General features: G+C 35.2%; 26 protein-coding genes and 1 pseudogene. 3 read left to right on the top strand and 24 right to left on the bottom strand.

What is annotated here, in order from left to right:
- From IPK14_06310 to IPK14_06295, 4 genes are all read right to left on the bottom strand, one after another.
- On the bottom strand, positions 1-293 hold a 293-nt coding region (locus tag IPK14_06310; GenBank protein MBK7993035.1), incomplete at its 3' end, for an NADP-dependent isocitrate dehydrogenase.
- Positions 294-464: 171 nt separating this feature from the next.
- A complete protein-coding gene (locus IPK14_06305; protein ID MBK7993034.1) occupies positions 465-1,448 on the bottom strand; it encodes a transposase in 984 nt (327 codons plus the stop codon).
- 1,428 nt (positions 1,449-2,876) lie between these two features.
- A complete protein-coding gene (locus IPK14_06300; GenBank protein MBK7993033.1) occupies positions 2,877-3,194 on the bottom strand; it encodes a hypothetical protein in 318 nt (105 codons plus the stop codon).
- 235 nt (positions 3,195-3,429) lie between these two features.
- Positions 3,430-5,064, bottom strand: a complete 1,635-nt coding sequence (locus IPK14_06295) for a carboxylesterase family protein (protein ID MBK7993032.1) — start codon at positions 5,062-5,064, stop codon at positions 3,430-3,432.
- Positions 5,065-5,321: 257 nt separating this feature from the next.
- Between IPK14_06295 and IPK14_06290 the strand changes: the two genes are divergently transcribed.
- Complete coding sequence (locus tag IPK14_06290) at positions 5,322-5,489, top strand: Rdx family protein (protein ID MBK7993031.1); 168 nt, start codon at positions 5,322-5,324, stop codon at positions 5,487-5,489.
- 86 nt (positions 5,490-5,575) lie between these two features.
- Here IPK14_06290 and IPK14_06285 read toward each other — a convergent pair whose 3' ends face one another.
- From IPK14_06285 to IPK14_06240, 10 genes are all read right to left on the bottom strand, one after another.
- Positions 5,576-6,400 carry a DUF547 domain-containing protein gene (locus IPK14_06285; GenBank protein ID MBK7993030.1) on the bottom strand — a complete coding sequence of 275 codons (825 nt, stop codon included), beginning with the start codon at positions 6,398-6,400 and terminating at the stop codon, positions 5,576-5,578.
- 96 nt (positions 6,401-6,496) lie between these two features.
- The gene (locus tag IPK14_06280; protein ID MBK7993029.1) at positions 6,497-6,676 is read right to left on the bottom strand and encodes a hypothetical protein; all 180 of its coding nucleotides are present in this window, start codon (positions 6,674-6,676) and stop codon (positions 6,497-6,499) included.
- A 213-nt stretch (positions 6,677-6,889) separates the two neighbouring features.
- Complete coding sequence (locus IPK14_06275; GenBank protein MBK7993028.1) at positions 6,890-7,081, bottom strand: hypothetical protein; 192 nt, start codon at positions 7,079-7,081, stop codon at positions 6,890-6,892.
- A 97-nt stretch (positions 7,082-7,178) separates the two neighbouring features.
- Positions 7,179-9,395, bottom strand: coding sequence for a 4Fe-4S dicluster domain-containing protein (locus IPK14_06270; GenBank protein MBK7993027.1), 2,217 nt, complete (start codon positions 9,393-9,395; stop codon positions 7,179-7,181).
- 18 nt (positions 9,396-9,413) lie between these two features.
- Positions 9,414-9,848 (bottom strand): PaaI family thioesterase, encoded by a 435-nt coding sequence (locus IPK14_06265; protein ID MBK7993026.1) that lies wholly within the window; start codon positions 9,846-9,848, stop codon positions 9,414-9,416.
- Positions 9,849-9,852: 4 nt separating this feature from the next.
- On the bottom strand, positions 9,853-10,200 hold the full coding sequence (locus IPK14_06260; GenBank protein ID MBK7993025.1) for a membrane dipeptidase: 348 nt from the start codon (positions 10,198-10,200) through the stop codon (positions 9,853-9,855).
- Positions 10,136-11,227, bottom strand: a complete 1,092-nt coding sequence (locus IPK14_06255) for a dipeptidase (protein MBK7993024.1) — start codon at positions 11,225-11,227, stop codon at positions 10,136-10,138. Before IPK14_06255 ends, IPK14_06260 begins: the two co-directional genes overlap by 65 nt.
- 55 nt (positions 11,228-11,282) lie before the next feature.
- Positions 11,283-11,891, bottom strand: coding sequence for a Uma2 family endonuclease (locus tag IPK14_06250; protein MBK7993023.1), 609 nt, complete (start codon positions 11,889-11,891; stop codon positions 11,283-11,285).
- 73 nt (positions 11,892-11,964) lie between these two features.
- Positions 11,965-13,395, bottom strand: a complete 1,431-nt coding sequence (locus tag IPK14_06245) for a protein kinase (protein ID MBK7993022.1) — start codon at positions 13,393-13,395, stop codon at positions 11,965-11,967.
- 292 nt (positions 13,396-13,687) lie between these two features.
- On the bottom strand, positions 13,688-14,224 hold the full coding sequence (locus IPK14_06240) for a sigma-70 family RNA polymerase sigma factor (GenBank protein MBK7993021.1): 537 nt from the start codon (positions 14,222-14,224) through the stop codon (positions 13,688-13,690).
- A gap of 112 nt (positions 14,225-14,336) precedes the next feature.
- Between IPK14_06240 and IPK14_06235 the strand changes: the two genes are divergently transcribed.
- Positions 14,337-15,020, top strand: coding sequence for a hypothetical protein (locus IPK14_06235; protein ID MBK7993020.1), 684 nt, complete (start codon positions 14,337-14,339; stop codon positions 15,018-15,020).
- A gap of 47 nt (positions 15,021-15,067) precedes the next feature.
- Here IPK14_06235 and IPK14_06230 read toward each other — a convergent pair whose 3' ends face one another.
- Together IPK14_06230 and IPK14_06225 are read right to left on the bottom strand one after the other, a co-directional pair.
- The gene (locus IPK14_06230; protein MBK7993019.1) at positions 15,068-15,931 is read right to left on the bottom strand and encodes a dienelactone hydrolase family protein; all 864 of its coding nucleotides are present in this window, start codon (positions 15,929-15,931) and stop codon (positions 15,068-15,070) included.
- A gap of 68 nt (positions 15,932-15,999) precedes the next feature.
- Entirely contained in the window at positions 16,000-16,434 is a 435-nt protein-coding gene (locus tag IPK14_06225; protein ID MBK7993018.1) for a DUF3291 domain-containing protein, read from the bottom strand.
- A gap of 168 nt (positions 16,435-16,602) precedes the next feature.
- On the opposite strand from IPK14_06225, the gene IPK14_06220 reads away from it, so the two are divergent.
- Positions 16,603-16,998 carry a heme-binding protein gene (locus IPK14_06220; GenBank protein MBK7993017.1) on the top strand — a complete coding sequence of 132 codons (396 nt, stop codon included), beginning with the start codon at positions 16,603-16,605 and terminating at the stop codon, positions 16,996-16,998.
- Positions 16,999-17,073: 75 nt separating this feature from the next.
- On the opposite strand, the gene IPK14_06215 is transcribed toward IPK14_06220, so the two are convergent.
- From IPK14_06215 to ung, 8 genes and pseudogenes are all read right to left on the bottom strand, one after another.
- Positions 17,074-18,141 (bottom strand): hypothetical protein, encoded by a 1,068-nt coding sequence (locus IPK14_06215; protein ID MBK7993016.1) that lies wholly within the window; start codon positions 18,139-18,141, stop codon positions 17,074-17,076.
- A 51-nt stretch (positions 18,142-18,192) separates the two neighbouring features.
- A complete protein-coding gene (locus tag IPK14_06210) occupies positions 18,193-18,612 on the bottom strand; it encodes a roadblock/LC7 domain-containing protein (GenBank protein ID MBK7993015.1) in 420 nt (139 codons plus the stop codon).
- A 32-nt stretch (positions 18,613-18,644) separates the two neighbouring features.
- A complete protein-coding gene (locus IPK14_06205) occupies positions 18,645-19,370 on the bottom strand; it encodes a PAS domain-containing protein (protein MBK7993014.1) in 726 nt (241 codons plus the stop codon).
- A gap of 210 nt (positions 19,371-19,580) precedes the next feature.
- The gene (locus IPK14_06200) at positions 19,581-19,991 is read right to left on the bottom strand and encodes a YjbQ family protein (protein ID MBK7993013.1); all 411 of its coding nucleotides are present in this window, start codon (positions 19,989-19,991) and stop codon (positions 19,581-19,583) included.
- A gap of 3 nt (positions 19,992-19,994) precedes the next feature.
- Positions 19,995-20,894 carry a DUF1648 domain-containing protein gene (locus IPK14_06195; GenBank protein ID MBK7993012.1) on the bottom strand — a complete coding sequence of 300 codons (900 nt, stop codon included), beginning with the start codon at positions 20,892-20,894 and terminating at the stop codon, positions 19,995-19,997.
- 202 nt (positions 20,895-21,096) lie between these two features.
- On the bottom strand, positions 21,097-21,477 hold the full coding sequence (locus IPK14_06190) for a GntR family transcriptional regulator (protein ID MBK7993011.1): 381 nt from the start codon (positions 21,475-21,477) through the stop codon (positions 21,097-21,099).
- Positions 21,478-21,617: 140 nt separating this feature from the next.
- Positions 21,618-23,603, bottom strand: a complete 1,986-nt coding sequence (locus IPK14_06185) for a S9 family peptidase (protein MBK7993010.1) — start codon at positions 23,601-23,603, stop codon at positions 21,618-21,620.
- 196 nt (positions 23,604-23,799) lie between these two features.
- A pseudogene (gene ung, locus IPK14_06180) lies at positions 23,800-24,475 on the bottom strand (uracil-DNA glycosylase).
- Positions 24,476-24,477 lie beyond the last annotated feature (2 nt).

Below are 24,477 nucleotides of genomic sequence, written 5' to 3'. Positions count from 1 at the left end.
GCAACACAAAATTCTTTAATTGCGTCAACAGAATCTTGTGGTAGCCATTCACCAAATTGAGTATAAGCTTTTTCACCAGCAAAGATTTCATACCAAACAACACGACGTTCATTGTTATAAGCTTTTGCTACAGCAGCATCAAAAACTCGGCTAGAAGCTTTCCAGATGTCTCGACCAGTACCATCCCCTTCGATAAAAGGAATAATTGGATTATTTGGAACATTTAAGTTGCCATCAGTGATTGTTATTTTTGCCCCATCTTCAGGAACAGGTAGGCCATTATAAGATGCCATAAAAATTTCTCCTTAAAAATAGTCGGCCAAATTATGGAGTGTTAAAGATCGCAGAGTTTACCAATCACTAACTATATCTGTCAAGTTGTCAAACACTTATACCTAAAGTGACACTCCACACGCACTGAAGTGCGATGGCTTCTTTTGTACGAAGCCGAGACTTCTATGTGGTTACTCAGGGATCTTAAAGCGAGCCGGTGTAGGCGATAGCGGCAGTCCTTGCCCCGTGAGAGCGACCTCATTGCTATCGTAGTAGACTACGGCTGACCTGGGCGGTGCCACTTGCCCGTCTCCCTTGTCCTGCCCTTCGGCGGTATAGAGAAGGGAAACACCTGCCTTTTTCAAAGCAGGCTTTTTGAGCGAAACTTCTTTATTAAAACGAGCAAATAAACGTAAGCCTATGTTGTTTGCTGCATTCAAGTCTGCATTACCACGATGACCATTTGGACAAGTAAAAAGCGGTGCGCCTGCTGTGTACTGATTAGCTTCTTCATTTCGGTTATGACGTGCTACTTCTTTTCCACAGTATGCACATTGTCTAGAAGTATTACGAGGACTAACACGCGAGGTAAGTATTCCTAATTCATATGCTTTGTAATGAGTATAATGGTATATTTTTCCCCTTAACCAATAGCTACGTTTTTCATTTCCACGACGCGAGTATTTGCCTTTTTGTGGCTTAAAATTACCTAAATGCTCAAACACTATTACTTTTGCTCCATACTCACAGGCAAACTCTACAATGCGACGGCTTACACGATGCGCTTCGTAGTTATCTAAGTCCCTTATATACTTCCATTGCTTCTTATTATCTTGCTCGTTTTTACGTAAGGTAGCAGTCTTTCTCCTTTTCTTTGCCACTCTACCTAAAGCGCGCTTCCTACGGCCACTACTAGCTTTTCCTCCCGCTATAAATCGTGAGGCTAGAGGTGTGCCGTCTGCTTTTAGTATTCGGCATATTGCTAAATTGTTGTTAATGTTTAAGTCTACTGAGCATATTACTAATTCATTTTCAGTATCCTTATTTACTTGATTTTTTATACTTTGAACTTTTATTTTTTTCTCAAATGAAATGTGTAGTAGTATTTTCTTTCCTCTTAATACTAATTTTGGGCTTATTTGTTTGAAGCCTATAGGAAAGTCTCTACCTTTCATTTGGTATTTAAACCCATATCCAAGACTCTCCTGTATATAGCTTAAGTAAAACATATTCTTGGTTTATTATTTGGTACATTCCTAAATAACCGGACTGGTGTTGGTTAAATTCCTTTGGTGGTTGGGGTGGTCGTTCGCAATTTCTTCTTTCGTAAAAATCCTGTGATAGTTGGATGCCATAAAGTAAACCTGAGAGAAAACCCAGAGGATGAAAATGGCAAAGATAAAAATAATGCTAGAAAATAAAGAAGGCAAGAAATAGGAGTGAGTTGAAGTAGGCAAGGAAGTTTGTTAGAAATAGAGGCAGAAAAATTCAAAAGAAGCAGTTTGCCAAAAGAACAAGAGTATGATGAGGCACAAGAGCAAGAGAAAAAAGCGAATTAAACCAATGGAACAAGGAAATAGAAATCAAAACCCCACAGGAAAATTTAAGTTCAAGGACAAAGGTTTGATAACGGAGAAGATTACTAAGCATAACAGGGCAAGCAAGAAGGATACGTAAGTGATGGATTGGCAGAATACGCGGCATATTATAGTAATCGCTGAGTTATGAAGAAGTAGAAAATTAATCAAAAGAAAACACAGGACAAAAGTTGTGCCGACGGATATGGTTAATGGTAAAAGCAAAAGCAGAAGAGATAAGCCAAGCCCAACAACAGATAGTACTCAAAGATTAAAGAAAGGAAAAATGCCAAAAAGAAACACGAGAAATATTTATGATGCAAAGCAGAAGAAGTGTTGATATTTGATGAGGGATTATAGTTAAAGGAACAAAAGCCAAACGAGGCAAAGAAGTTGCAAAAACTAGAGCCCAATAGTAATGTAGAGCAAAAAGATGGCTCATATACCTAATAGCAGGAACCGATAAAAAGCAAATGAATTAGTAAGTTAGAAGAAGTAGTAAAAGTGAGCTAATGAATGAGCATTCAAGCAGATCTGCCTACCTATAGGGCAACAACAGGCAAAGAGCATCGTAATAGTTGGCTAATGGACACAACAATTACTATAACCAGATTGGTATCATCTGAGAAGAAGGTTTTCTATGATTGACGCAATAAAGAAGAAAACCCATCATCGAATTTTATTTTCCCTTTATTGGGAAAGGTCACATTAGAAGTAATTCCTCCCGTGGAAGGTAGGTCTGGCAAACTTCCGTAAAAATTAGAAGAGTTGATTTCTTATCTTCTGCCACAGGCGAAATGACTATGAGCGTCGCAAGCAGGCTTCGCATTGGCTCTGGCGAGGAAAAGGGCGTGATCAGGTTATTGGCAAACGCCAGAAAGACAACTCTATGTCTTGGTGTCCCGGTTCTAAGTCTTTGGGTTAAAGGTCGTGAGCTTAGGTGAGGGACTCTGGAATCTCCTTCATTGCTGCTTAACCACAGGATTTTTACAGAAAGAATTTCTTTCCTTTAGCTTGAGCTTTTTCTTACTTTTTGTGCCAACGTTCTAAATTCGAGTGAAAAGAGCGAGCTTGTCCAATAGCTGCATTTATTGCACTTCGGCGAAACATTGCTGGCAGTTTCCAAGGTAATGGAAACGCTGGTGTTGGGTTTAAGAGTGTTTCTACTGTTAGTTTTTCTAATTCTGTTAGTAATGGCTTTGTGGCTAGCTCTAATAGTCCTTGGTGGTCTTGCAGCAACTCAAAATAAAACTTTATCGCTTCATTGTAGAGTTTGCGCGTTTCTCTTACTGCTTCTACTTTTTTGCTTTCTAGTTGTTTTATTATTGTTTTGTTTGCTGCCATACTATTATTTCTATAGTTAATATTTGCTTACTATTATACCTTCTTATATTTTATTTAGCAATCTTTATTTAACTTTATTTTCTTAAAAACTTCTGGCTAAAGTTAAAGAGAAACCTGCCTCATCTACGCAGCGTTGCGGCGTTGTGGCCGCCAAAAGTATAAAAACTTTAGCCTTGGCAACTATTGCCAAGGCTAAAGTTCTTGTTAGATAAAACTAACTATTTTTTATTCTGACTCAACCACCACAAGCTTTGTTATCAGCACCTAAAATAAGTTGGTTGAAAAATTCACAAAATTCTTTTCTTAGCCCGCTTTGTGTTGAAATATTTGGATCTAAAACTTGATGAAGGTCTGCTTGAAGGCTGTGACGAGGCCAGTTTGGTAAACTTACTCCATTTGGATCACCTGTTTTAGCAAAGTTTGTCCAGTATTTAAGCATAGTTGAGGCCAACTGTCTTTGGCCCGGATTTGGTGGAATGTTAAGGAAATTATTAAAAACAAAAAGTAACTCTTGCCCGTGAAAAGCTCCAAATTGTTTTGTTTGTGGAAAATCAAATACATTTGTAAAGCTATAAACATAAGTGTTAGGTTGATTAACTGAAGCCATAAGGCCAGCCCAACGAGAGGGACAAACAAAAGTTATATCTGTAATTATTGCATTAAAAGCATTTCTTGGACTGCCAAAATCTTGTATAGGATATTGTTTTAAGATTTCTTTGCTAAAGCCTGGAAAGAGAGACTTTACAGCCTTACGATAACCAGCTTTTGTATCAACTGACAAGCCAACTGTAAATATTGTGCCTTCATCTTTATTTGTCCCAATCATAATTGGCACATTGTTATGACGGTTATTTTGTATAGCAACTATTGGACTTTCCTTTAAGACATAGCCATCAACATTTGGCCCGTAAACTGTACTTCCATCAAATCTATTTAAGACCCCCGCTTCGCCCGTAAGAATCTTAAAAATATCTTCTGCCGCTTTACTTCTTAAACATGCTATTGGGTCAGAAGACCTATCACAACCTGCTTCTTTGACAAATTTTACTCCAAATTCTTCTGCGCTTTGTACTTGTGAAGAATTAGCTGGGTCTTTCAATGGGACATTAACGCCAAATCCACCACTTTCAACAATTGCACGATGGAATTTTCCGGCGGCTAGTGGCGAACCGACTAAACAAGACACATTTAACCCGCCAGCAGACTCACCAAAAATAGTTATGTTATTGGGATCACCGCCAAAGTTAGCAATATTGGCTCTTACCCAATCTAAAGCCATAATTTGGTCTAACAAACCATAATTACCAGAACTACTATTTTTATCTTCGCTGCTAAGTTGGGGATGGGCCAAAAAGCCTAGTTGGGCTAGGCGATAATTAATTGTTACAATAATAACTCCGCCTTGTTCTACCAAATTTTGACCATCATAAAGAGGATTTATGCTTGAACCTTGGACATTTCCACCACCATGAATAAAAAACATAACTGGGCGTAAAGTGCTTTCTTTAGTCTTTGGTGTCCAAATATTTAGCGTTAAACAGTCTTCACTGCCCATAAAAGACCTTGTACCGCCTAAAATATTTCCGTCCGGCGGGCCAAATTGACAGCAACGCTCACCAAACTTAACTGCATCTAGTGTTTGCGCTCTTGCAATAGCAGGTTGGGGAGCTTTCCAGCGCAAATCACCAACGGGGGGTTGTGCATATGGAATACCACGAAAAACAATAGTATTTGTTAGTAATTCTCCGCGAACTAATCCTTGTTCAGTTGTTACAGGCTCGCTTAAAACCTGTGCATTAGCATTAGTTAAAGAGTAGGCAAAAAGTAAAATCAATAATAGGAAGTAAATAGGTAATTTTCTTAACCTCATAAAATAGTCTCCAAATTTTTTATTAAAATTTAATTAAGGAAGTTTTGCCTATAAGACCAAAAGGCAATAAAAATAGTTTTCTTTATTTTAGGATTTTTGGAAAACTTTGGCAGATTACCGCAAAAGCGTTTTTAAAAATTTGAAGAAAATCGATATTGTTAATGTTAGGATTTTTATTTTTGAAAGGAACTATTTTAATGAGTCAAGCAGAAATTCGTTATTGTGTAATGTGAAACTATTATCCTTATGCTGCCAGTGTGGCACAAACCTTAAAAGATAACTTCGACTTAACAACTACTCTTACCCCAGGAAACCGCGGCGAATTTACAGTTTGGATTGATAATAAAAAAATAATTGAAAAAACTGGTGATGATTTCCCTCCTGAAGATAAAATTGTCTCTGCTGTAGGTCAAATCATAGCGTAATTTTGTGGTCTAAATAATTGTCCTGCAACTAGGTTTTGACAATTATTTTTATCAAAATTTAGTGCAGGACAATCTTAAATATTTAGTTATTGTTCGTTAAGGTCTTTGTCATAATGTAAATGCTTGATTTTTAGCTTGCTAAGTGGAATGGTTGACAGTTTTTTATTATCCGACTCATTAAGATAAAGTGCAACATATTGAGAAATATGCGGATTAGAAAGCCCTCGTTTTGCTTTTAGGTAAGTAATAAAATCTTGCTCAAACCAATCAAAAATTTTAGAAAGATAAAGTGTGTTGCTAGCCGTATCTACACGCACATTATCGGCACTATTAATAAACTCTGTAGCAGCTTTTTCTAACTCATCTTCTGTTTTATTTTTAGCAATAGCTCCTTTTTTAATTGGAGGACAGCTATTTGCACCACAATTAATATAAAAATGTATTCTAGGGTCAAGAAATTGTTTTCTAATAATTTCGTGTTCTAAATAATTTAATGAAATCTTGCGCCCGCCTAAAACAATGTCTTTATCCTTAAAATAGCCTAACTTACTCCAAAGCACGTGTTTATCAGGATAGGCATTAGCAGCATAAAACATTACTAAAGCATTATAAGCCGTTAAATAGTAGCGTTTCTTTTCTTCTGGGCTAGGAAAAAGTTCTGGGCTATTTTCAGGACTAATTTTAGCTAGCAAATCTATAAATGCTTGTAAAGTTGAGAGATTAGCCTTAAGAGCTTTATAGTCAACTTGTCCACGCTCATTAACATATGTTTGTGTGACTTGATCATAAATTTCATAAGAAAATGTTAAAGGTTTGTTGTCTACTTTGGTTGTAGTTGAAGATAAAGCTTTAATTTGTAGGCTAAAAGTTAAAAAAAAGGTAAATAAAATAGAAAAAACTTTCTTTATCATAAAATTGAAGTTCTCCGCTAAGTTTATATCTTTTATAATATGACAAAACTGTAGTTTATTCCTTCACCAGTTGCCAAATTTTATATTGCATCCCAGTTATTTAGTATAACTTGAATGTAGTGTTGTAGTTGTAGATTTTTTTTCTACTGCTAAAGTTTGCTCTAAAGCTTGTTGTGCTGCTTTTGTATGAATTTTATCTAAAACACGGATAATGTTAGTTTTAATGATAATATTTTTATCTTCTAATAAACTTCTTGCTAATTTGGGGACTGCCACATCACCTATTTTTACTATTGCATCTAAAGCAGGATAGTAGTTTTCTGTAATGCTATTTTGATCAATTGTGTAATCTAAATTATTTACTAGTAAATCTAATGCGGTAATAGCTTTTAGCTCACCTAATAGATAAACCGCTTGATAGTAGGTTTTATATCTAATTTCTTTTTGATAAGTGAGTAACTTTTTATCTTTTAAGACTTTTGCTAAAGCCTATATTACCAATTCTTTAGCTTGGTTTGACTTGCAAGCAACTTCTAGTAAATTATTTGAGCCAATATCACGAATAATTTTATCTTGATAATATAAATCATCAATAGCAACATCTATGTTTACTTCTATTGTTTTATAGTTTGTATAAGCAGGTAAAACTAAGCATAAAATTAAAACAAATTTAGAAAGCATAAAAAACCATCTCCAAACAGGAATTTTAATATTTTGGTAGATGTATTTTTGCAAGTTTTTATTCTTAAATTTGGTAAAAACTTTCTTTTACTAAAACTTATTGAATATTGAGATAATTTATTTTACCGCTATTCATAACTGCATCTAAAAGCGATGAAAGCACATAGTAATAATAAGTGTCCAACCTGTCGCCTGTTTGAGCATCAGCGAGCTTTTCCACTTTCTCACAATTACCTGTTTCTTTATCAAATACCAGAGCTAATTTTCCATTAGTAAAATTAGCTTTATTTTCTGCTCGTGCTACAGTTAGCAAATAATCTTGACCAGCAAAACGCCCATAAACTTTATCTTCTTTTTCATCACGTTCAAAATAACAACCATCATGTTTACTATGCAGACGCATAGTTTCAAGCCAGCCAAAAAAGCGAGGTTTTTCTATATAAGGCCCGCCGTCTTCAGGGCAAAAAACATCGCAGTTTCCACATTCATTGCAGAAGTCTGCAAAATTTCCTATTTGATGTGTTTTTGTGATTTTTAACGTCCGACTAGTTGTAGAGCTAATAATTTCCCTATCAATTTGATAAAGCGTGCCTTGAGTTTCTAAAGGCTTTAATTCATAAACAAAATTTGCGTCATTTGGACAAACAGGAATACATTTATCACAATTAATGCAGTCATAAAGCCAAAGTTGAGAACCTATTTTTTTAGGTATAGCTGAATTTTTTTGCTTTGTGTAACGAATATCTGTTGTAAGTCTTGGGACAATTGTTTGCGTGTTAAGCCAAGCAGCACGACTTACTATTGATTGATAAAGTCCCGACATTAGCGGCAATAAACTAGATACCATTGTAGGTTGTGAAGATTCTAGCTTTGTTGTAAAAGCAGAAACTTCCTCTGCAAAAAGCTGTTTTAGAGAACCATTTACACTAGTTTCAGTTAGTTTATTTTCAGCTAACTTAAATAAATTTTTTGTCCAATTATTAATTAAGTCTTGTTGCTCGCTGCTAAATTGTTGCCAAGAGTCGCCTAATTTTTCAGACAAATTTAACACTTCTGTTTCAATAGCTTTTAAGCCATGATTTTCCGCTTTGATAACATAATCGCCAATATTATCAACGCCTAAAGTTTGCATTTGTTGACCTAAGCGTTTTAGATAGGCTGGCAAACGACCATAACCGCCCGGACGTAGTAAGTCAGTGCAAGTTGTGACTGGAACAAAACCTTGTGCAACAGCATCAGGAAAATTATGTTGCTCAATGCCAGCAGAAAACGAAATTGGAAAATCTGGGCCCACCTCAGCACGAAATTTCTTAACTAAATTTGATGTAATTATATGTAAAGGTGCGCCAGATAAATACATTTCTTTATCACTAAAGAAACTTCGATGATTACGTACTACTAGAGTGTTAGAAAATTTTGCACCTAATTTTTTACCTTTTCTTGCAGCTATTTTTCCTAATCGATCACAGATTTCTAAGGCTTGATCAAACTGTAAATCTTTATCAAAAGCCTCTTGTGTAACACTAATTTCTTGATAACCCATTACATCGTGTAAAAGATGCTCTACTGCTTCTTTTCCAAGTAGTGTAGGGTTCATTTTTATAATTGTATGAACATTTAATTCGTCAAGTAAAAATTCAACAATTTTTTCAATTTCATTAGCAGGACAGCCATGAAAAGTAGAAAGTGTAATGGAATTGCTAATTTGGCTATTAAAATCAATATCTCGAAATTCGCTAAATTCTGCTGGGATTTGCTCGCGGAGTTGTTCAATAATTTTGCTAGCATTACGCATCTGTTCCATCCAAGCACAAACTTGCTCAGATTTAATTCCAGCCAAATCATAGCCAACGCTCATATCATAAATAGTTTCACCTGCCGCGCCTGATGTGCCATCAATAATATTTGCTCGGCGTAAAATCTCAATTAACATTGAGCCTGCAACATATTCTTGGAGTGAGACAGGAAGTTTTAATTCTTGTGACCATTCAACATTGTAACCAACATTAGTAGCATCAATACAAGGTCGAGGAATTTTTAATTCATCATTAATTTGTACGGTTTTAAGTTCAATAATTCGTGAACCTGCTAACCAGGAAAGTACAATATTTTGAGCTAGTTGGCTTTGTGGGCCTGCTGCCGGCCCGACGGGAGTTCCAGCCATTAAATCATGCAATGAGACGCTAAAATCTAGTTTGCTGTCTGGATAGTAGAATTTACTTTTTGGTAAATCAAATATTTTTCCTTCTTTCTCATACTCTTGGAACATCCTTTTTAATAAGCGTGGAAATGCAACTGTGTAAAGTTCTACCAACTTTTTAGCCTCCTAAAATTATTTATATCCCATCTCTTCAGTTAATTTAATTTTACTTTTTACAAATGTTCCTGTTGCACGAGCAATTTCTTCGTCTTGTGAGTTATACAAAACCGACTCAGCAACAAAAGAACTTCCCAAATTGTTAAGCACTTTTCCAGTAGCCATTAAAACCCCTGTAGAAATAGGTTTAAGCAAATAAAGATTAAAATTTGCTGTTAAAACTAAGTATTCTGTCACCAAAGAATTACAAGCAAAAAATGCAGCATCATCTAAAGTCTTAAAATAGACTGAACCATGAACAGCATTTGCGGCATGAAAAAACTTTTCTTGCACAGGAATTATTAATTCTGCTCTAGCTTCAAAAATCTTAATAGCTGGTTTGTAGTATTCGTTACATTGTGCATTATGATAGAGATTTTCTAGTTTTTTGTAGTGTAAATCATTGCTCATAATTTTATTTTTTCTCTATTTTTAAACGTTGTAAGCTACCTTGGCCGCTAATTTGACGACTAGAAGTTTTAGCAACTTTTTCAGCTTGTGCAAAGGCTCTTAAAAAGTTTTCTCCTAATACTTTGCGAATATCTGCTTCGCTATAGCCACGTTTTAAGAGTTCATAAGTAATACTAGGCAATTGTGCAATATCCTGCATATCTTCTGGCAGGTCTGGAACGCCGTCAAAGTCTGAGCCTATGCCAACATGGTCAATTCCTGCAACTTTGATAATATGATCAAAATGGTCAATTAAAACGGATAAAGGGGTTTTGGCAGTGGAATAGTTGCAAGTAATTTTTCCGTTCTTCAGCTAATTTTTTAGAGTCATTTTTATAAAGTTGGTCGAGTTCTTCTAGCTGTGTTTTTAATTTTTCGTTACGTTCTTTTCTAGTATCAATATATTTTTGGTCAATAAAGCCACTAAAAAAGTTGACCATTACAACACCACCATTTTTAGCAATTTTTCGTAGCAAATCATCAGGAATATTTCGCGGATGATTGGCTAAAGCTTTTGCTGAAGAGTGTGAAGCAATGATTGGTGCAGTAGAGATTTCTAAAGCATCTTGCATGGTTTTATCTGAAACATGTGAAACGTCTATCAGCATTCCTAGACGGTTCATTTCTTTGACAACTTCTTTACCAAAATCTGATAGTCCGTTATGTTGTGCTGCATCGGTTGAAGCATCAGCCCAGTCATTAGTATTGCTATGAGTTAGTGTCATATAGCGAATACCTAAACGGTAAAACGCTCTTAGCGACATCAAAGAATTTTCTATTGCATGGCCGCCTTCAATGCCCATTAATGCAGCGATTTTGCCTTGTTGTTTAGCTTTGCGGATGTCAGCAGCAGAATATGCCATTATTAATTTTTGTGGATGACGTTCCGCTTGTCGGTAGACAGAATCAATCATATCTAATGCTCGACGCGCTGCACCGCCTTCTTTAGCATAGCTTCGGCTAACATAAATAGAAAAAAACTCGCCCGTCATTCCACCTTTTTGCATTCGTTTTAGGTCTGTATGAAATTTTCCTTCAGATGGTGTAGCCAAATCATAATCTTCATCAACCATTGGTGAAGTTATATCATTATGAGTGTCTATAACTATGGCTGAACGGTGGATTTGTAAAGCCTTTTGCCAAAGCTCTATATCTCTTCCATTCTCATCAAGTTTTTTTATCACCATTCTTGGTGTTGATTTTTCTGTTGGTTTTATTGTCTCTGTTGTTATTACATTATTAGATTTTGTTTTAGCTGGCTTTGTTTTTTGAGCAACAGCAGACAAGCTAAAAAGGTTAAAAACTAAAATTAAAGTTATTAAAGTTAAAATATTTTTCATAGATTGATTAAGTAAAAACCTTTATGGTGGATAGTTGAACGTTTGTAACAAGAAATTACCAAATATTTTTTAGTTTTAAAGTAAAACCCGGCAAAATAGGATCAGCCGAAATAGTTTCAGGGTTTTGTAAACATTCTTCAGGCTGGTTTGGTTGATAAATATAAACATTTTTATTTTTAGGATCAAAAAGCCATCCCAATTTAGCCCCGTTTTCAATATATTCAAGCATTTTTTCTTGTAATTTAGACAAAACATCATCAGCAGAACGCAGTTCAACAACAAAATCTGGACAAATAGGAGCAAAACCTTCTTTTTCTTCTTCAGAAAGACAATCCCATCTTTCCTGTCTAACCCAAGAAGCATCAGGAGAACGTTTTGCTCCATTAGGTAAAACAAATCCTGTAGAAGAATCAAAAGTTAATCCATTAGCAGTTTTTTCTGACCAAGCTGTTAGATAGTGAGTAATTTTTGCATTTCTCCATCCTGTCAAAGAGCCTGTCGGAGCCATAATAATCAGTTCTCCTTGTGCTGTTAGTTCAAGTTTTAATTCTTTGTTTGCTCTACACAATTTATAAAATTGTTCATCTGTCATTCCCATTGTATTTACATCTAGTGCTATTGGTAATGTTTTTAGCGATGTTTGTTCTCTAATTTCTCTACTCATATTTTTGCTTACTCACAAATCAATTTTACTCGTTTATATTTTATATTTACCAAGTGTTTAACAACCTATTAAATTAATTTTTAAGTGTATTTTTTGATTTGCTATTTTTTCTTTCTGAGTCTTTTTCTAAACCTCTATTTGATTTAAGAAAAATACATAATATTGTATCTTCTACTTTATAACCTAGATTATTAGCTTCAAGTACAGAAATTAAAGCTTTATCCCAAGGCACATCATTAACTTTCATTGATACTTTCATTTTTGGGACAGACTCATCAACCACATAATTTAAGCCATAATTTTCAGAAAGAAATTTTAACAAGTCATATACATCTACCTCTCTAATATCTACACTAATTGGATTAGCCTTAAAACCTGGTTTGCCAAAATCTAAGCCTTGTTTAGCATCTTCTGGTAGTGGTGTAGGTGTGTTGTTATTTGGTGAATTATTCGCAGTTTTTGCTAACATTTGGTTATTTTCTAACTTGTTAGCATTATTAGCTATACTTGTTAAGCTTGGAACTGCATTAAAGCTAAAAAACAATATTAATAACATCAATAAGCTAAAGGCTGAATAAAAAACTTTTCTTTTGCTTAATTTGCTAGTCAATTTTGGAGAAATATTTTTAGGCAGCTTTACAGTTTCTTGAGACTTTGCTAAACCCCTAGTTTTTGACTCACTTTGATTAATAGTATCTTTTATTTGAGTCGCAATTGTCTCATTATCATAGAGTTGCAAAGATTCTAGTTTAGCTAACATTGTTCTAGCACTTTTGGGACGTAAATTAATATTTGGTGACAAGCATTCACAAAGTAGTTGTGCAAAATTTGGATCAATTTCTTTATTAATTAAATTTGCTGCTTTTAGCGGGTCTGGCTCGCCATTTAGCATTGCTGCGGCTCTAAATGTAGCATCTGGCGGCTTATGACCTGTAATTAAGTTATAAATTGTTGCAGCTAAAGAATAAAGATCTGTGCGGCAATCCGTTCCAGAACCGTTAATTTGTTCTAAGGGTGCAAAATGTGGTGTATAACCTGCAACGCTACTATTATCAATATTTGTTGAGAGTCCTTTAGCTAAACCAAAATCTAGCAATATTATTTGGTCACGTTCATTTAACTTTAAGTTATTTGGCTTAATATCCCTATGAATAACGGGCAGTATCTGTCTATGTAGATAATCTAAAACTTCTAGCAATTGTTTTGTCCAAACAAGAATTTGAGATTGCTTAAATGGTTCTTTTTGCTTTGATAAAAGCTCAGATAAAGTGCTGCCATCAATAAATTCCATTACCAAAAATTGGCCTTGAGGCTCATAAAAATGGTCTATAACAACAGGTAAAGCAGCATGTCGAAGTTGTGCAAGTAGTTGTGCTTCTTGTTCAAAAGCTTTGCGCAAACGTTCGCCTGTTACAATGGTTTGCTTTAGTGCTACAACATTGTTTAGACGTTTATCTTGTGCTTTATAAACTGCTCCCATACCGCCTTGACCGATTTGCTCCATTATTAAATAACGCTGTTGTAAAAGAGTCCCTGGGCTTAAAAGTTGTCTTACAACTGATGGAGCAGTTTTTATGCTGCTTAGCTCAATCAAAGGTTGCTCTAAAAATTCTCCTACTTCATTATGAAAATGTAGCAGAGAATTTATTTCTTTTCTTAGTTCTAAATCACCTTGACAGGCATTATTAATAAAAGCCTCTCGTTTTGTTGTAGGTGAGGCTAAAGCATCTTGGGCAATCATTTTAATTTGTTTCCAACGTTCAGGGGTCATAAAACTTCCTTATGATGTAACTGCTTTAAGAGCCATCTGCCCTTGCCATATTCCATTCTCTTTTTACCGTTGTAGGAGACATTTGTAAAACCTCTGCGGTTTCTTCAATTGTTAATCCTGCAAAGTAACGTAGCTCAACTATTTTATGTTGCTCAGGATCTATTGCTTCTAAACTTGTTAAAGCTTCGTCTAAAGCTAATAAATCAACTCCCCTTTCAGCAACAATTTCTGGTAAATCAGCAATATACAGCTTATTACCGCTACCTCGTTTAGCCGCTAATTGATTTCTAGCATAATCTACCAAAACATTTCGCATTAGTTGTGCAGCAATAGCAAAGAATTGTGCGCGATTTTGCCAACTTACATTTTGCCAGTCAACAAGGCGTAGATAAACCTCATTAACTAGCGCAGTTGGTTGTAAGGTATGATCCTTACGCTCTTTCTTAAATCGGTTAATTGCTAAATACCGCAATTGATCATAAATCAAGGGAAACAATTGTTCTAAAGCTTTTTGATCACCTTGTCCCCAAGCCCGCAATAATTCTGTGACATTTGTACTCATAATTAAAATCTGTAAAATTTGAAAAAATTTTTCCGAAATAATGGCCCGTTTTAAGTTTTATTTCCGCCTTGTTGGTTGAGAACACATTAAATTATATAGGGAGATTTTGAAAATGAAAAGACATTTAATTAATAAAAATTATGTAGCAGGATTATTTAGCGTGATCTTCTTAGTAACATTTGTATTTAGCAATAGTTTTGCTATGACACCCAAAAGTACCAATAGTTTTAACTATATTGCAGAAGAAACAAGTGATCTAATTAGTATAGATATTAAAGATGTAAAGCTAAAAGATCTATTAAATTTTGTTGGTGATAACTACAAAATTCAGTTTATTTTTAATGAAGAACTACCAGAAATTAAGCTTACTGTTAAGGCTTTTGATGTGCCTTGGACAGAGGTTTTAGGAGCAGTTCTAGAAGCTCATAATATTTCCTACCAACTAGTAGATAATAAATGTTATATATCTATAAATAAAGATTCAAAAATTACTAAAAAACTGCCTATAAACAAGAAAAAAAGTCAAAAGAAATATTTTGGTGATCCAGGCTTTAAAAGCGAGTTAATTACTGTAGATATTAAGGATGTAACATTAGATTCTATGTTACGTTTTGTTTCAGATAACTATAAATTCAGCTTTAGCCTTCATCAATCTATTTCTAATGAAAAAGTAACTGTTAAAGTTGAAGATCAAGCTTGGGCTGAAGTGCTAGAAAAAGTATTTAAAGAACATAACTTAGCTTATAACCAAATAGGTCAAATGGTTTATATCTTTCCATTAAGCGAGAAAAAATAATAGGGCATCTGCCCTATTATTTTTAAGCAAATATATTTAATTAATTTTTAAGCAGCCCCATTTTTCTTAAACCATTCTTGGAGGCGTTTCCAACCCTCATCAGCTTGTTCTTTGCGGTAACTTGGGCGATAGTCAGCATGAAAACCATGTGGAGTTTTAGGATAAAGAATAATTTCTGATGGTTTATTAGCTTTTTTCAAGGCTTCACGCATTTTTTCAACGCTTTCTACAGGAATGCCTTGGTCATCTTCACCATATAAACCAAGCACAGGGGCTTTAAGGTCTGAGACAAAATCAATTGGGTGTTTAGGTTGTAGTTCTGTACCATCCCCAACTAGGCGACCATACCAGGCTACACCTGCTTTTAGTTTTGGACTATGAGCAGCATAAAGCCAAACTATACGACCGCCCCAGCAAAAGCCTGTAATGCCTAATTTGCTTGTATCACCATTGCCAGACTTTTCAGCCCAAGCAACCGTGGCATCTAGGTCAGACATAACTTGCTGATCTGGAACTTTAGAAACTACTTGTGTGATTACTTCTCGAATATTTTCTATTTTTGATACATCGCCTTGACGGGCATATAACTCAGGAGCAACAGCCAAATAACCAAGTTTAGCAAAACGGCGACAAATATCTTTAATATGTTCATGTACACCAAAAATTTCTTGTACAACTAAAACAACTGGTGCAGATTTAGCTGTCTTTGGAATCGCTCGATAAGCTGGCATGTCTCCATCTTTAGTAGGAATTTTTACTTCACCAGCAATTAAACCTTCTGTATCTGTTGTAATAGTTTGGGCTGAAATAGGTTGAACGGCTAGAGCAAATCCAGCAACTAAACTTGTTACTACAAATTGACGGCGGTTAAACTCAAAAGTAGGGATTAAACTTTTAATATCTTCCTGCATTTCTACTCCTTAAAATTTTAATTACTATAAATTACTAAATAATCTTACACGTGAGTTAATTCTTAGATTTATCTTGGATACAACTCATTTTCCAGTAAATTTTTATCGTTAGGCTTTTCTATCTGTTTAGTAAGATGATTTTTTGTTGGATTATTTACTTTTGATAGTCTGCCTTGTTTTTGTAATTGTTGATAAGCTTGTTGCCAACTAGGTAGATCATTTGTTTGCTGAGTCCAACTTACTACAGAGGCTTCATTGCTCCACTTGATTAGTTTTGGCATTGCTTTAAGGTGTGCGCCTGTATTTCTATACTTTCTCATACTTTGCTCATCTTGCCATAAAGTCATTGTCCAAAAAGTAAGTTTACGTCCTATCATTAACTTACCTTTTAGAAAGCCTTCTGATCGTTTAATTTGGCTTGTAGCCCTAAAGTTATAAAGCATAAAAGGCAATAAATGTTTAATTGAGCTTACTCTTAATCTTGTTACAGATACAAAAGGCATATTTCACCAAAAATCATTAAATAATAGTTTGATTTTGCTGTCTTGACACAAACAAAACAAGGCAAAGTGGCAATAAGGGTGCCTCGTCAAAACAAATAAACTTTGCTAAATTAACTGCCATTCTAAATTAAAACAAAATTTATTTTAATTACTTCTTAAGGAGAAAAAATGGTAACTCTTAGCGATGCAAGACGAGTAATTGCTGCCGCAGAAGCAAAAGCAGCCGAAATAGGCCAACCAATGAATATTGCTGTAGCCGATAGCGGCGGTAATTTAGTAGCGCATGTCAGAATGGACGGTGCATGGATTGGCAGTATTGATATTTCCATAAAAAAAGCTTACACCTCCAAGGCATTTGATATTGCTACCAAAGATTTAGCTACACATAGCCAATCAGGTAATCAATTTTTTGGCATTCATGCTTCTAATGATGGCCGGATAATGATATTTGCTGGCGGTATTCCGCTAAAACGAGATGGTAAAGTTGTTGGTGCTATTGGGGTTAGTGGTGGATCTGGAGAACAAGATCACGCCGTAGCCGAAGCTGGCGCAAACGCTTTCTAAAACAGCCTAAAAGTTAAAAGCGAGCAGTTGAAATTAATTGCTCGCTTTTTAACTTATTGACAATCAAGAATTTAATCAAACGGCAACAGAACTAGCTTGACTCTTAAATCGCAAAAACCCCATTACTTGATCAATCAAACGCCAAGGCTCAGGTTTTGTTAAATCTGTTTGAATTACTAGCCATCCGTTAGGTACTTTATTTATAACAATTTCCGTTTCTGGCATATCAAACAACCTAACTCTAAAAGATACATTTGCATTTTGGTTTTTTGGTATTCGTCTTAATGATTCGGATATTTGTTTTACCCAATTGGTTGATTGAACTTGCTCATCTGCGTCTGAATAGAAAATTACATTAGAGATCCCTGCACGTGATAAAGAAGTAATTAAGGAATATGGAAGAGATAGACCTTTTACTATAGGTAATTCAGGGACTTGTGAACTACTAGTTTTTGAGCTTTCTTGCATCAAGCTTTTACCTATTAATTCTGGTGCATTGTGTAGCGTCATCATTGTACGCATCCAAGCAGTTTCATTTAATCTTGCTTGTTTTCCAATACATAAAAGCACTAAACCATCTTTTTGCGTGTCTAATCTAGCAACTCTTAACATTAATTCATTTTCAATTTCTACTGTCACCTGTAAAGCAGAAGATTCTTTTTTTAGCTGTAAGATTTTGCCTATTTCTTTGGCTATAATGTCTGCAGCATTCATTGTTGAAACGGCTGCGGCTACATAAAGTCTAGCGGCTGAACCATTTAATTGTTCCATTGCAATGGGTAAGGCTGTTTTCATTGACCCAACAGCAGAAATTACATCTCTTGACTCACAGCCTAACCGGGCTAGTTGTGACTCAAAAACTTGAGCTAAAGATGACCATTTTTCATTATAATTTACTTTGTTGGGTAATGTAGGTATTTCAAAAAGGGCTTTTAACCTTTTGTTTTCCGCTTTTGACTCAGAAATATCTAAGCGTAACCATCTTTCTAATTCCTTTGTTTTATTTAATTCTTGTTCTAATTTTTGACGTTGTTGCCGCTCGCTTTTTAGTAATTTACTAGCATAAAACCAAAGGCTACTCATTGCTACACCTGTGCTAAGGGCTGCAATTGCTGATAGGCTATAAAGGTCTATTTCTATCATTATTTTCCTCCAAATAATTTTTTTAGTTACTCAACATCTGCTTTGTTTTACTTATATTAAAAGAGGCGATATTTTAGAGCCTATCCACTCTAAATCATGAAGTAGCAACCCTAAACGAGCTTCATTACTACCTAATACAACTAACGTATAACCACTATCTAGTATTGTTGCTACTATAAAGCCTAATTGCCCTTGAAGCGCGATATGATTTAATGCTCCTCTGCCAAGATCGCCTGAAGTGCGGTCTGCAAGCTGGATAAGACCTCCAACTAAAGCTTGAATGGCAGCATCATTTGTTGCTTGGCTACCTGCACAAGCAAAAGTGCTACCTTCTGGGTCAAACAAAAATACACCATCAATGTTTGGAAGTTCATAACAAGCTTTTTCTAATAATTCTTGTGGACTTTCTTGAGTAAAATTTTTATCACTTCTTAGCATTTCATTTATGCTTTCAATTGTAGGTATAGACATTGTTTCTCCTTAATTATTTGAATTTACAAGCTTTAGCGACGTGTCATAACTATGTTTATAGTTCCTCGTGCGCGACCTGGAGTAAAAATAATAGTTATATATTGTGTTCCTGATGGAAGATTAAAAACAAAATCAAATTCTTCTATAGCTCTACTTTCACCTCTTGCAAAAGATTGAAAGCGTCCTTCAAATTCTTTTACTTGGGTACAAGGAGCAACATCTTTGAAAAAGTTCCTCATTAAAACTCTTTCCCTTGGTACTCCTGCCAAACGGCTTTCTGTGTCATTGTAGGAAAGCACTATCCCATCTCTATCAACTGTAACAACTCCGTAAGGAAGATTATTTAATTGTTCAACTGTTAACTGTTTGACAAGCCCTACATCTATATTTGGTAGTCTACCTGTATCTATTTTTGCTGGAGCTATTGCGGTTTGACTTGTTTGATATGTGGCATTGAGTGCTTGCATAAGAGATAGTTTATTTTTAACAGGAGCTAAAGAAGGATTTTCTACTACTACAGGAATGTTATTTAATGGTTTTGCTGGGAAGGTTTTACTTCCTTCTGCTGTAACTGAAAATTGTGGTTGAGTGCTATTTTCTATATTTGGTGGATTTATAAGATCCCATCTTCCAAGAGATGCTAAACATTCTTTAAGCCTTTGATTTTCTGCCATTAACCTTTGTATGTCATTCCACATATGCTTAAGTGATTGCTCTAGCATGTTTTGATCCATCGATGATGTTTCTGGTAATCCCATTCTTTAACACTCCCTTATTTTTTGTCATATGTTGTTAACAGGCTGGATAGTATAAGTTATTTTAATGTTTGTCAAGCTTTTGTCTAATATTTGTCTAAAAATAATTTAGATTATTTTTAGACAAAATTCATACACTATAAAACTAAAAGCTCAACATCAATTGATGTTGAGCTTTTTAGTTATTGATAATAAATGGCTTAGACTAAGATTTTAAGCTATAGAAGCAACAATTTTAACTACAATTTCTCTGGTTCTAGGCCGTTCGTCAAAATCAATTAAAACAATTTGTTGCCAAGTGCCTAAAACTAAATGTCCGCCTTCTATTGGCACAGTAAAACTTGTTCCAACTAAAGCAGATTTAATATGAGCCGCGCCATTACTATCGCCCCATCTTTCATGATGTTTATAATTAGCGTTTTCTGGTGCTAGAGACTCAAAAACATCTATTAAATCTTCAATCACACCACTTTCATACTCAATAGTGGTAATAGCGGCGGTTGAGCCGGGAACAAAAACTAGTGCTATACCATCTTTTACACCGGATTGTTTCACTAGTGATGCTACTTTATCAGTAATATCAATAAAATCATGATGACCTTTAGTTTTAACTTGAAAGCGCATAGTTTAGAGTTTTCCTAAAATTCCTAATAAAGCTAATCCAACAGGCAATAACAGCCCATAACCAATATAGAGATAAACTTGTTTATTGGCAAAATTCATTGTATAGCCATAACCTACCATTTTTTCTACAAACAATGCTGGATCATCTGGGTTATAGTAAAAAAGCCCGCCTGCATACCATTGATTTGCATCGCTTTCACGTTGAACATAAGTTTTTCCTGCTATAGCTTTAAGTCTATCTTCTATCTTCATCATTTTATAAATGTTATAAGCACAAATAAGCAAAATAAACATATCTGAAACTACGACTAAACCTAAAATCCATTTTATAGAAAAACCTCCGCTTAAAATTCCAGACAAGATATTTAAGGAAAGCCCACCAAATAAAATGCTTTGTAGCAAGCGAATTTGATCCATCAAACTCATAGTCACCCGTAAACCTTCTTCTTTAGCGGCTAAATATTCTGCTGTATGTTCTGCTGGTAACATCATTTTAACTTGTGTTAGGCCATATTTAATTAGCCAAAACATCCCTTGAAAATAAATCATCACTACGGGCAACGTAAAAACTGAAAAGAAATTTTTCTCAGCCCATCGATCTGGATTCCCTTTCCAATCCCAATGTACTGGAATACGATCAGGCAATAATGGGTAATAATAAATCAAAATTAACATAGGAATTACTATAGTTAACCCAATCAATATTTCTAAACCTATACTAGTATAATCACTTAAATGACGCACTTTTAATGATGTTGCAAAGCGTTGATTTTCTTCAATTACTTGAAAAGGCTTAACTTGACGAGCAAAAACTACATAAAAAATCATTGCTGCAACAACAAATATTGGTAGTCCTACTAGCCTTGCATAAGGCATATCTGTACGATAAAACGATATTATCAAACCTATAACTTGAATTTGGATAAAACTAAGTATTAACCAAATACAATAGCGAGTATGTATTTTTCGCCCAACGGTAGAATAGGTTTCCTCACTAACTTTAGTGCCAAAAAAAAGCCTCTTCCTTACGCATAATTGGCATATAAAGAAGAATACCTAGCATAAATAGATCAAATAACCCCCAAAAATCATTAAGTTAGACATCTTATTTCCCTCCCTGGATTAACTGCCTTAATTCCTGCGTGACTATCTCTAAAATTTCCGTGCTAGATAGTCCTGCTAGTACCAGTTGAGTCAATGCTGAACGAAGCGGGCGACGAAGTTCATCTTGTTCATTATTGCTAACCTTTGTTGATATAACTACTGCACCTGCACCATGTCGGACAGTGATAAAGCCTTCTCGTTGTAACTCCCGATAAGCTGTAGCAATGGTATTTAGGTTTACCCCTAAATTAGCAGCAACTTGTCTTACTGGTGGAAGTGGTGCCCCTTCGCTTAACTCCCCTCGCGCAATTAGTTCTTTAATTTCGTCCGCTACTTGCTGATAAATTGGCCGCCGATCTTTTTCATCAATTGTTATAAACATATTTTTAGTACCAACTTCAAAAAGTGTATAGTGTCACTATACACCATACACTAAACTAGTACAAGCAAATTGTAAATAAAAAATTAAAGCCCAGTGTTTTTGCTGGGCTAGTTGTAACTATTGATTTTGCTATAGTTAGTTTATTGTAAATATTTATCAAACCAACCAAAGACACGTTGCATAAAATCATATTGGTGGGCTTTTTCGCCTACACCATGACCTTCGCGGGGATAAGTAACAAATTCTACTGGAACACCTTTATATTTTAATGCTGTGTAAAGTTCTTGAGATTGACCTATAGGAACGCGGGTATCTTGTGCGCCGTGAATAATTAAAGTAGCAGTATTAGCATTTTTAACATGGGCAATTGGAGAACGGTCAAAATAAATTTGGTAGTTGTCATACATCATTAAATCCCAATGGACAGTAGAATTTTCTAAGAAAATTTCACAGGTTCCAGTCATACTATGCCAATTGCTAATACCCATCCAAGCAATAGCAGCCTTAAAACGTTTGCTACCAGCAGTAGCGGCCCAGGCTGAAGTATAACCACCATAGCTACCACCACCAACACCAACACGGTTTTGATCAACCATTCCTTGGCTAACTAAATAATCTACACCATCAACCATATCTTGAAATTCTTTACCCATTAAATCACGATGATCAGCTTTAGAAAAATCTACACCACGTCCAATGCTACCGCGATAATTTGGATAAAAAGTTATATAACCTTTACCTGCTAGAACTTGCCCCCAACGTGAATAAGAACCAAACCAACCGTTTAGCTCTGCTGCTTCCGGGCCTCCGTGAGGCTGCATAACTAATGGGTAGCGTTTACCTTTTTCAAAACCAACAGGCTTAACAATTACACCTTCAATATCTAGTCCATCAACGCTACTTTTCCATTTAATAACTTCTTGTTCACCAAGCTTAAGACCTGCAAGTTGAGGATTAAAATTAGTCAGTTTATTAGCTTGTTTACTTGTTAGTTCGCTAATAAAAATTTCATTTGGATGTTTTGGTGTGTTAGCAGCAATTACCCAGGTTTTTCCATCGCTAGTAAAACTTGGATTTGAGCTAAAGGCTAGCTCTTGGTTGTTAACGACTGTTTTTGCTTTTGCAGGTAAAGTAATTGTGGTCAATGTGCTAACTTGACGTTCTGTAGCAGTAAAAACAACTGTGCTTGGAGCCAGCCAGCTTAAAGACGTAGCAGAACCTATAAAACCTGGCACTAAATTTTCTGCTGCTCCACCTTGAGAGGAAACAACAAAAACACTACCAGCAAAAGGATCATTAAAAGAAACAGCCCCTAACCAAGAAACCCATTTACCATCTGGCGACCAACGCGGAGAAAGAAGTTTTCCTTCTGTTTTAACTAGTAATTTTGCATCTCCACCATCAACAGATTGAACAAGTAGTTTGCTTTTCATAAATTGATCATCAATTGTAGGTGTATCAGACGCAGCTAAAATTAACTCTTTGCCATCTGGCGACCAGTCAAAGTCATGAACTGTCATGTCTTTTTGAGTAACTAGCTTATGCTCGCCTGTTTTAGGATCTAATAAGTAAAGTCGGGTATGTTTATAGTTTTTATCTGCAACTACCCAGTCTTTTCCTTCTTTTTCATTTTTAAGCTCATCTGCGCTTTTTACATCTGTCATTAAAAAAGCTATTTTGTTGCCATCTGGCGACCATTTGAAATTATTAATTGAAGCCGTAGTTTTAGAAATTCTTTGAGCTTCGCCACCATCTAAAGAAATCTGATAAATTTGAGTTTGTGCAACCGTTCCACGTTGAGAAAGAAACGCAAAAGATTTGCCATCTTTTGCCCATTGAATTGCTCGATCACTTTTTTCATTATAAGTAAAGCGCGTTGGTTGACCGCCTTTTAACATCATCCAAATTTCGCTAATTGCTGTTCCCGGGCCTTCTGCATCAGTTCTTGGGCGGCTGACCTGAAAAGCAATATTTGCACCATCTGGTGAGATTTGTGCATCAACTATATTTCTGATGGTAAGAACTGTTTCAGGTGTAAAAACTTTGTCTTGTGCTAGCACTGGAAAAATTGAGCAAAAAGCTAACAAGACAGAAAAAAACAAATAGAAAAACTTTCTTCTAGTCATAAGTTTTATCCAATCTAAGTAAAATTTATTTTTGATTTATAACAAGGGCTTATTTAACGGAATTTGTTAATTAAAGAGAATCTCAGATTATAGCATCAAGAAAAAATCCAGGTAAATTTTGTTTGCAGCAAAAAAAGCTATCTAATTTCTAAAACTAGATAGCTTTTTTACTTAATGATTATTATTTTGATTAAAATTATAGGTCGGCTAATTCCCAATTAATTGCCGGCTTTCCAACAGATTCAAGTGTTTCATTAATTTTTGAAAAAACTTTACTTCCAAAAAAGCCGCTTCTGGCTGAAAGTGGCGAAGGATGCGCACATTTAATTATTTTATGCTGGCTACTGTTAATTAATTTTTCTTTCTTTTGTGCATATCCACCCCATAAAACAAAAACTACTGGATCTGTTTTTTCATTAACTTTGCTAATTACTGCATCAGTAAATTTTTCCCAACCCTTATCTTTGTGGGAGTTTGGAGTATGAGCGAACCGTTAAAACAGCATTAATCATTAGCATTCCTTGTTTTGCCCAATCAATTAAATATCCATGATTAGGGATGCGGAAATTAACATCTGTTTTTAGCTCTTTATACATATTAATTAATGATGGTGGGGGTTTAATTCCTGGACGAACTGAAAAACAGAGGCCATGAGCTTGATTATCATCATGATAAGGGTCTTGACCTAGCAGTAAAACATTTACCTTGTCATAAGGGGTAAGCTCAAAAGCTGAAAACACATCTTCTTCAGGTGGGAAAATAGTATGATTTTTTCTTTCTTCACTAACAAAACTATCCAGTTGTTGAAAATAAGGCTTGTTAAACTCTTCTGTAAGAACACTTTGCCAAGAGGCAGGTAGATTAATTTTCATCG

This window comes from Blastocatellia bacterium, assembly GCA_016713405.1.
GTDB lineage: Bacteria > Acidobacteriota > Blastocatellia > Chloracidobacteriales > JADJPF01 > JADJPF01.
This window is presented reverse-complemented; position numbering and strand designations above follow the sequence as displayed.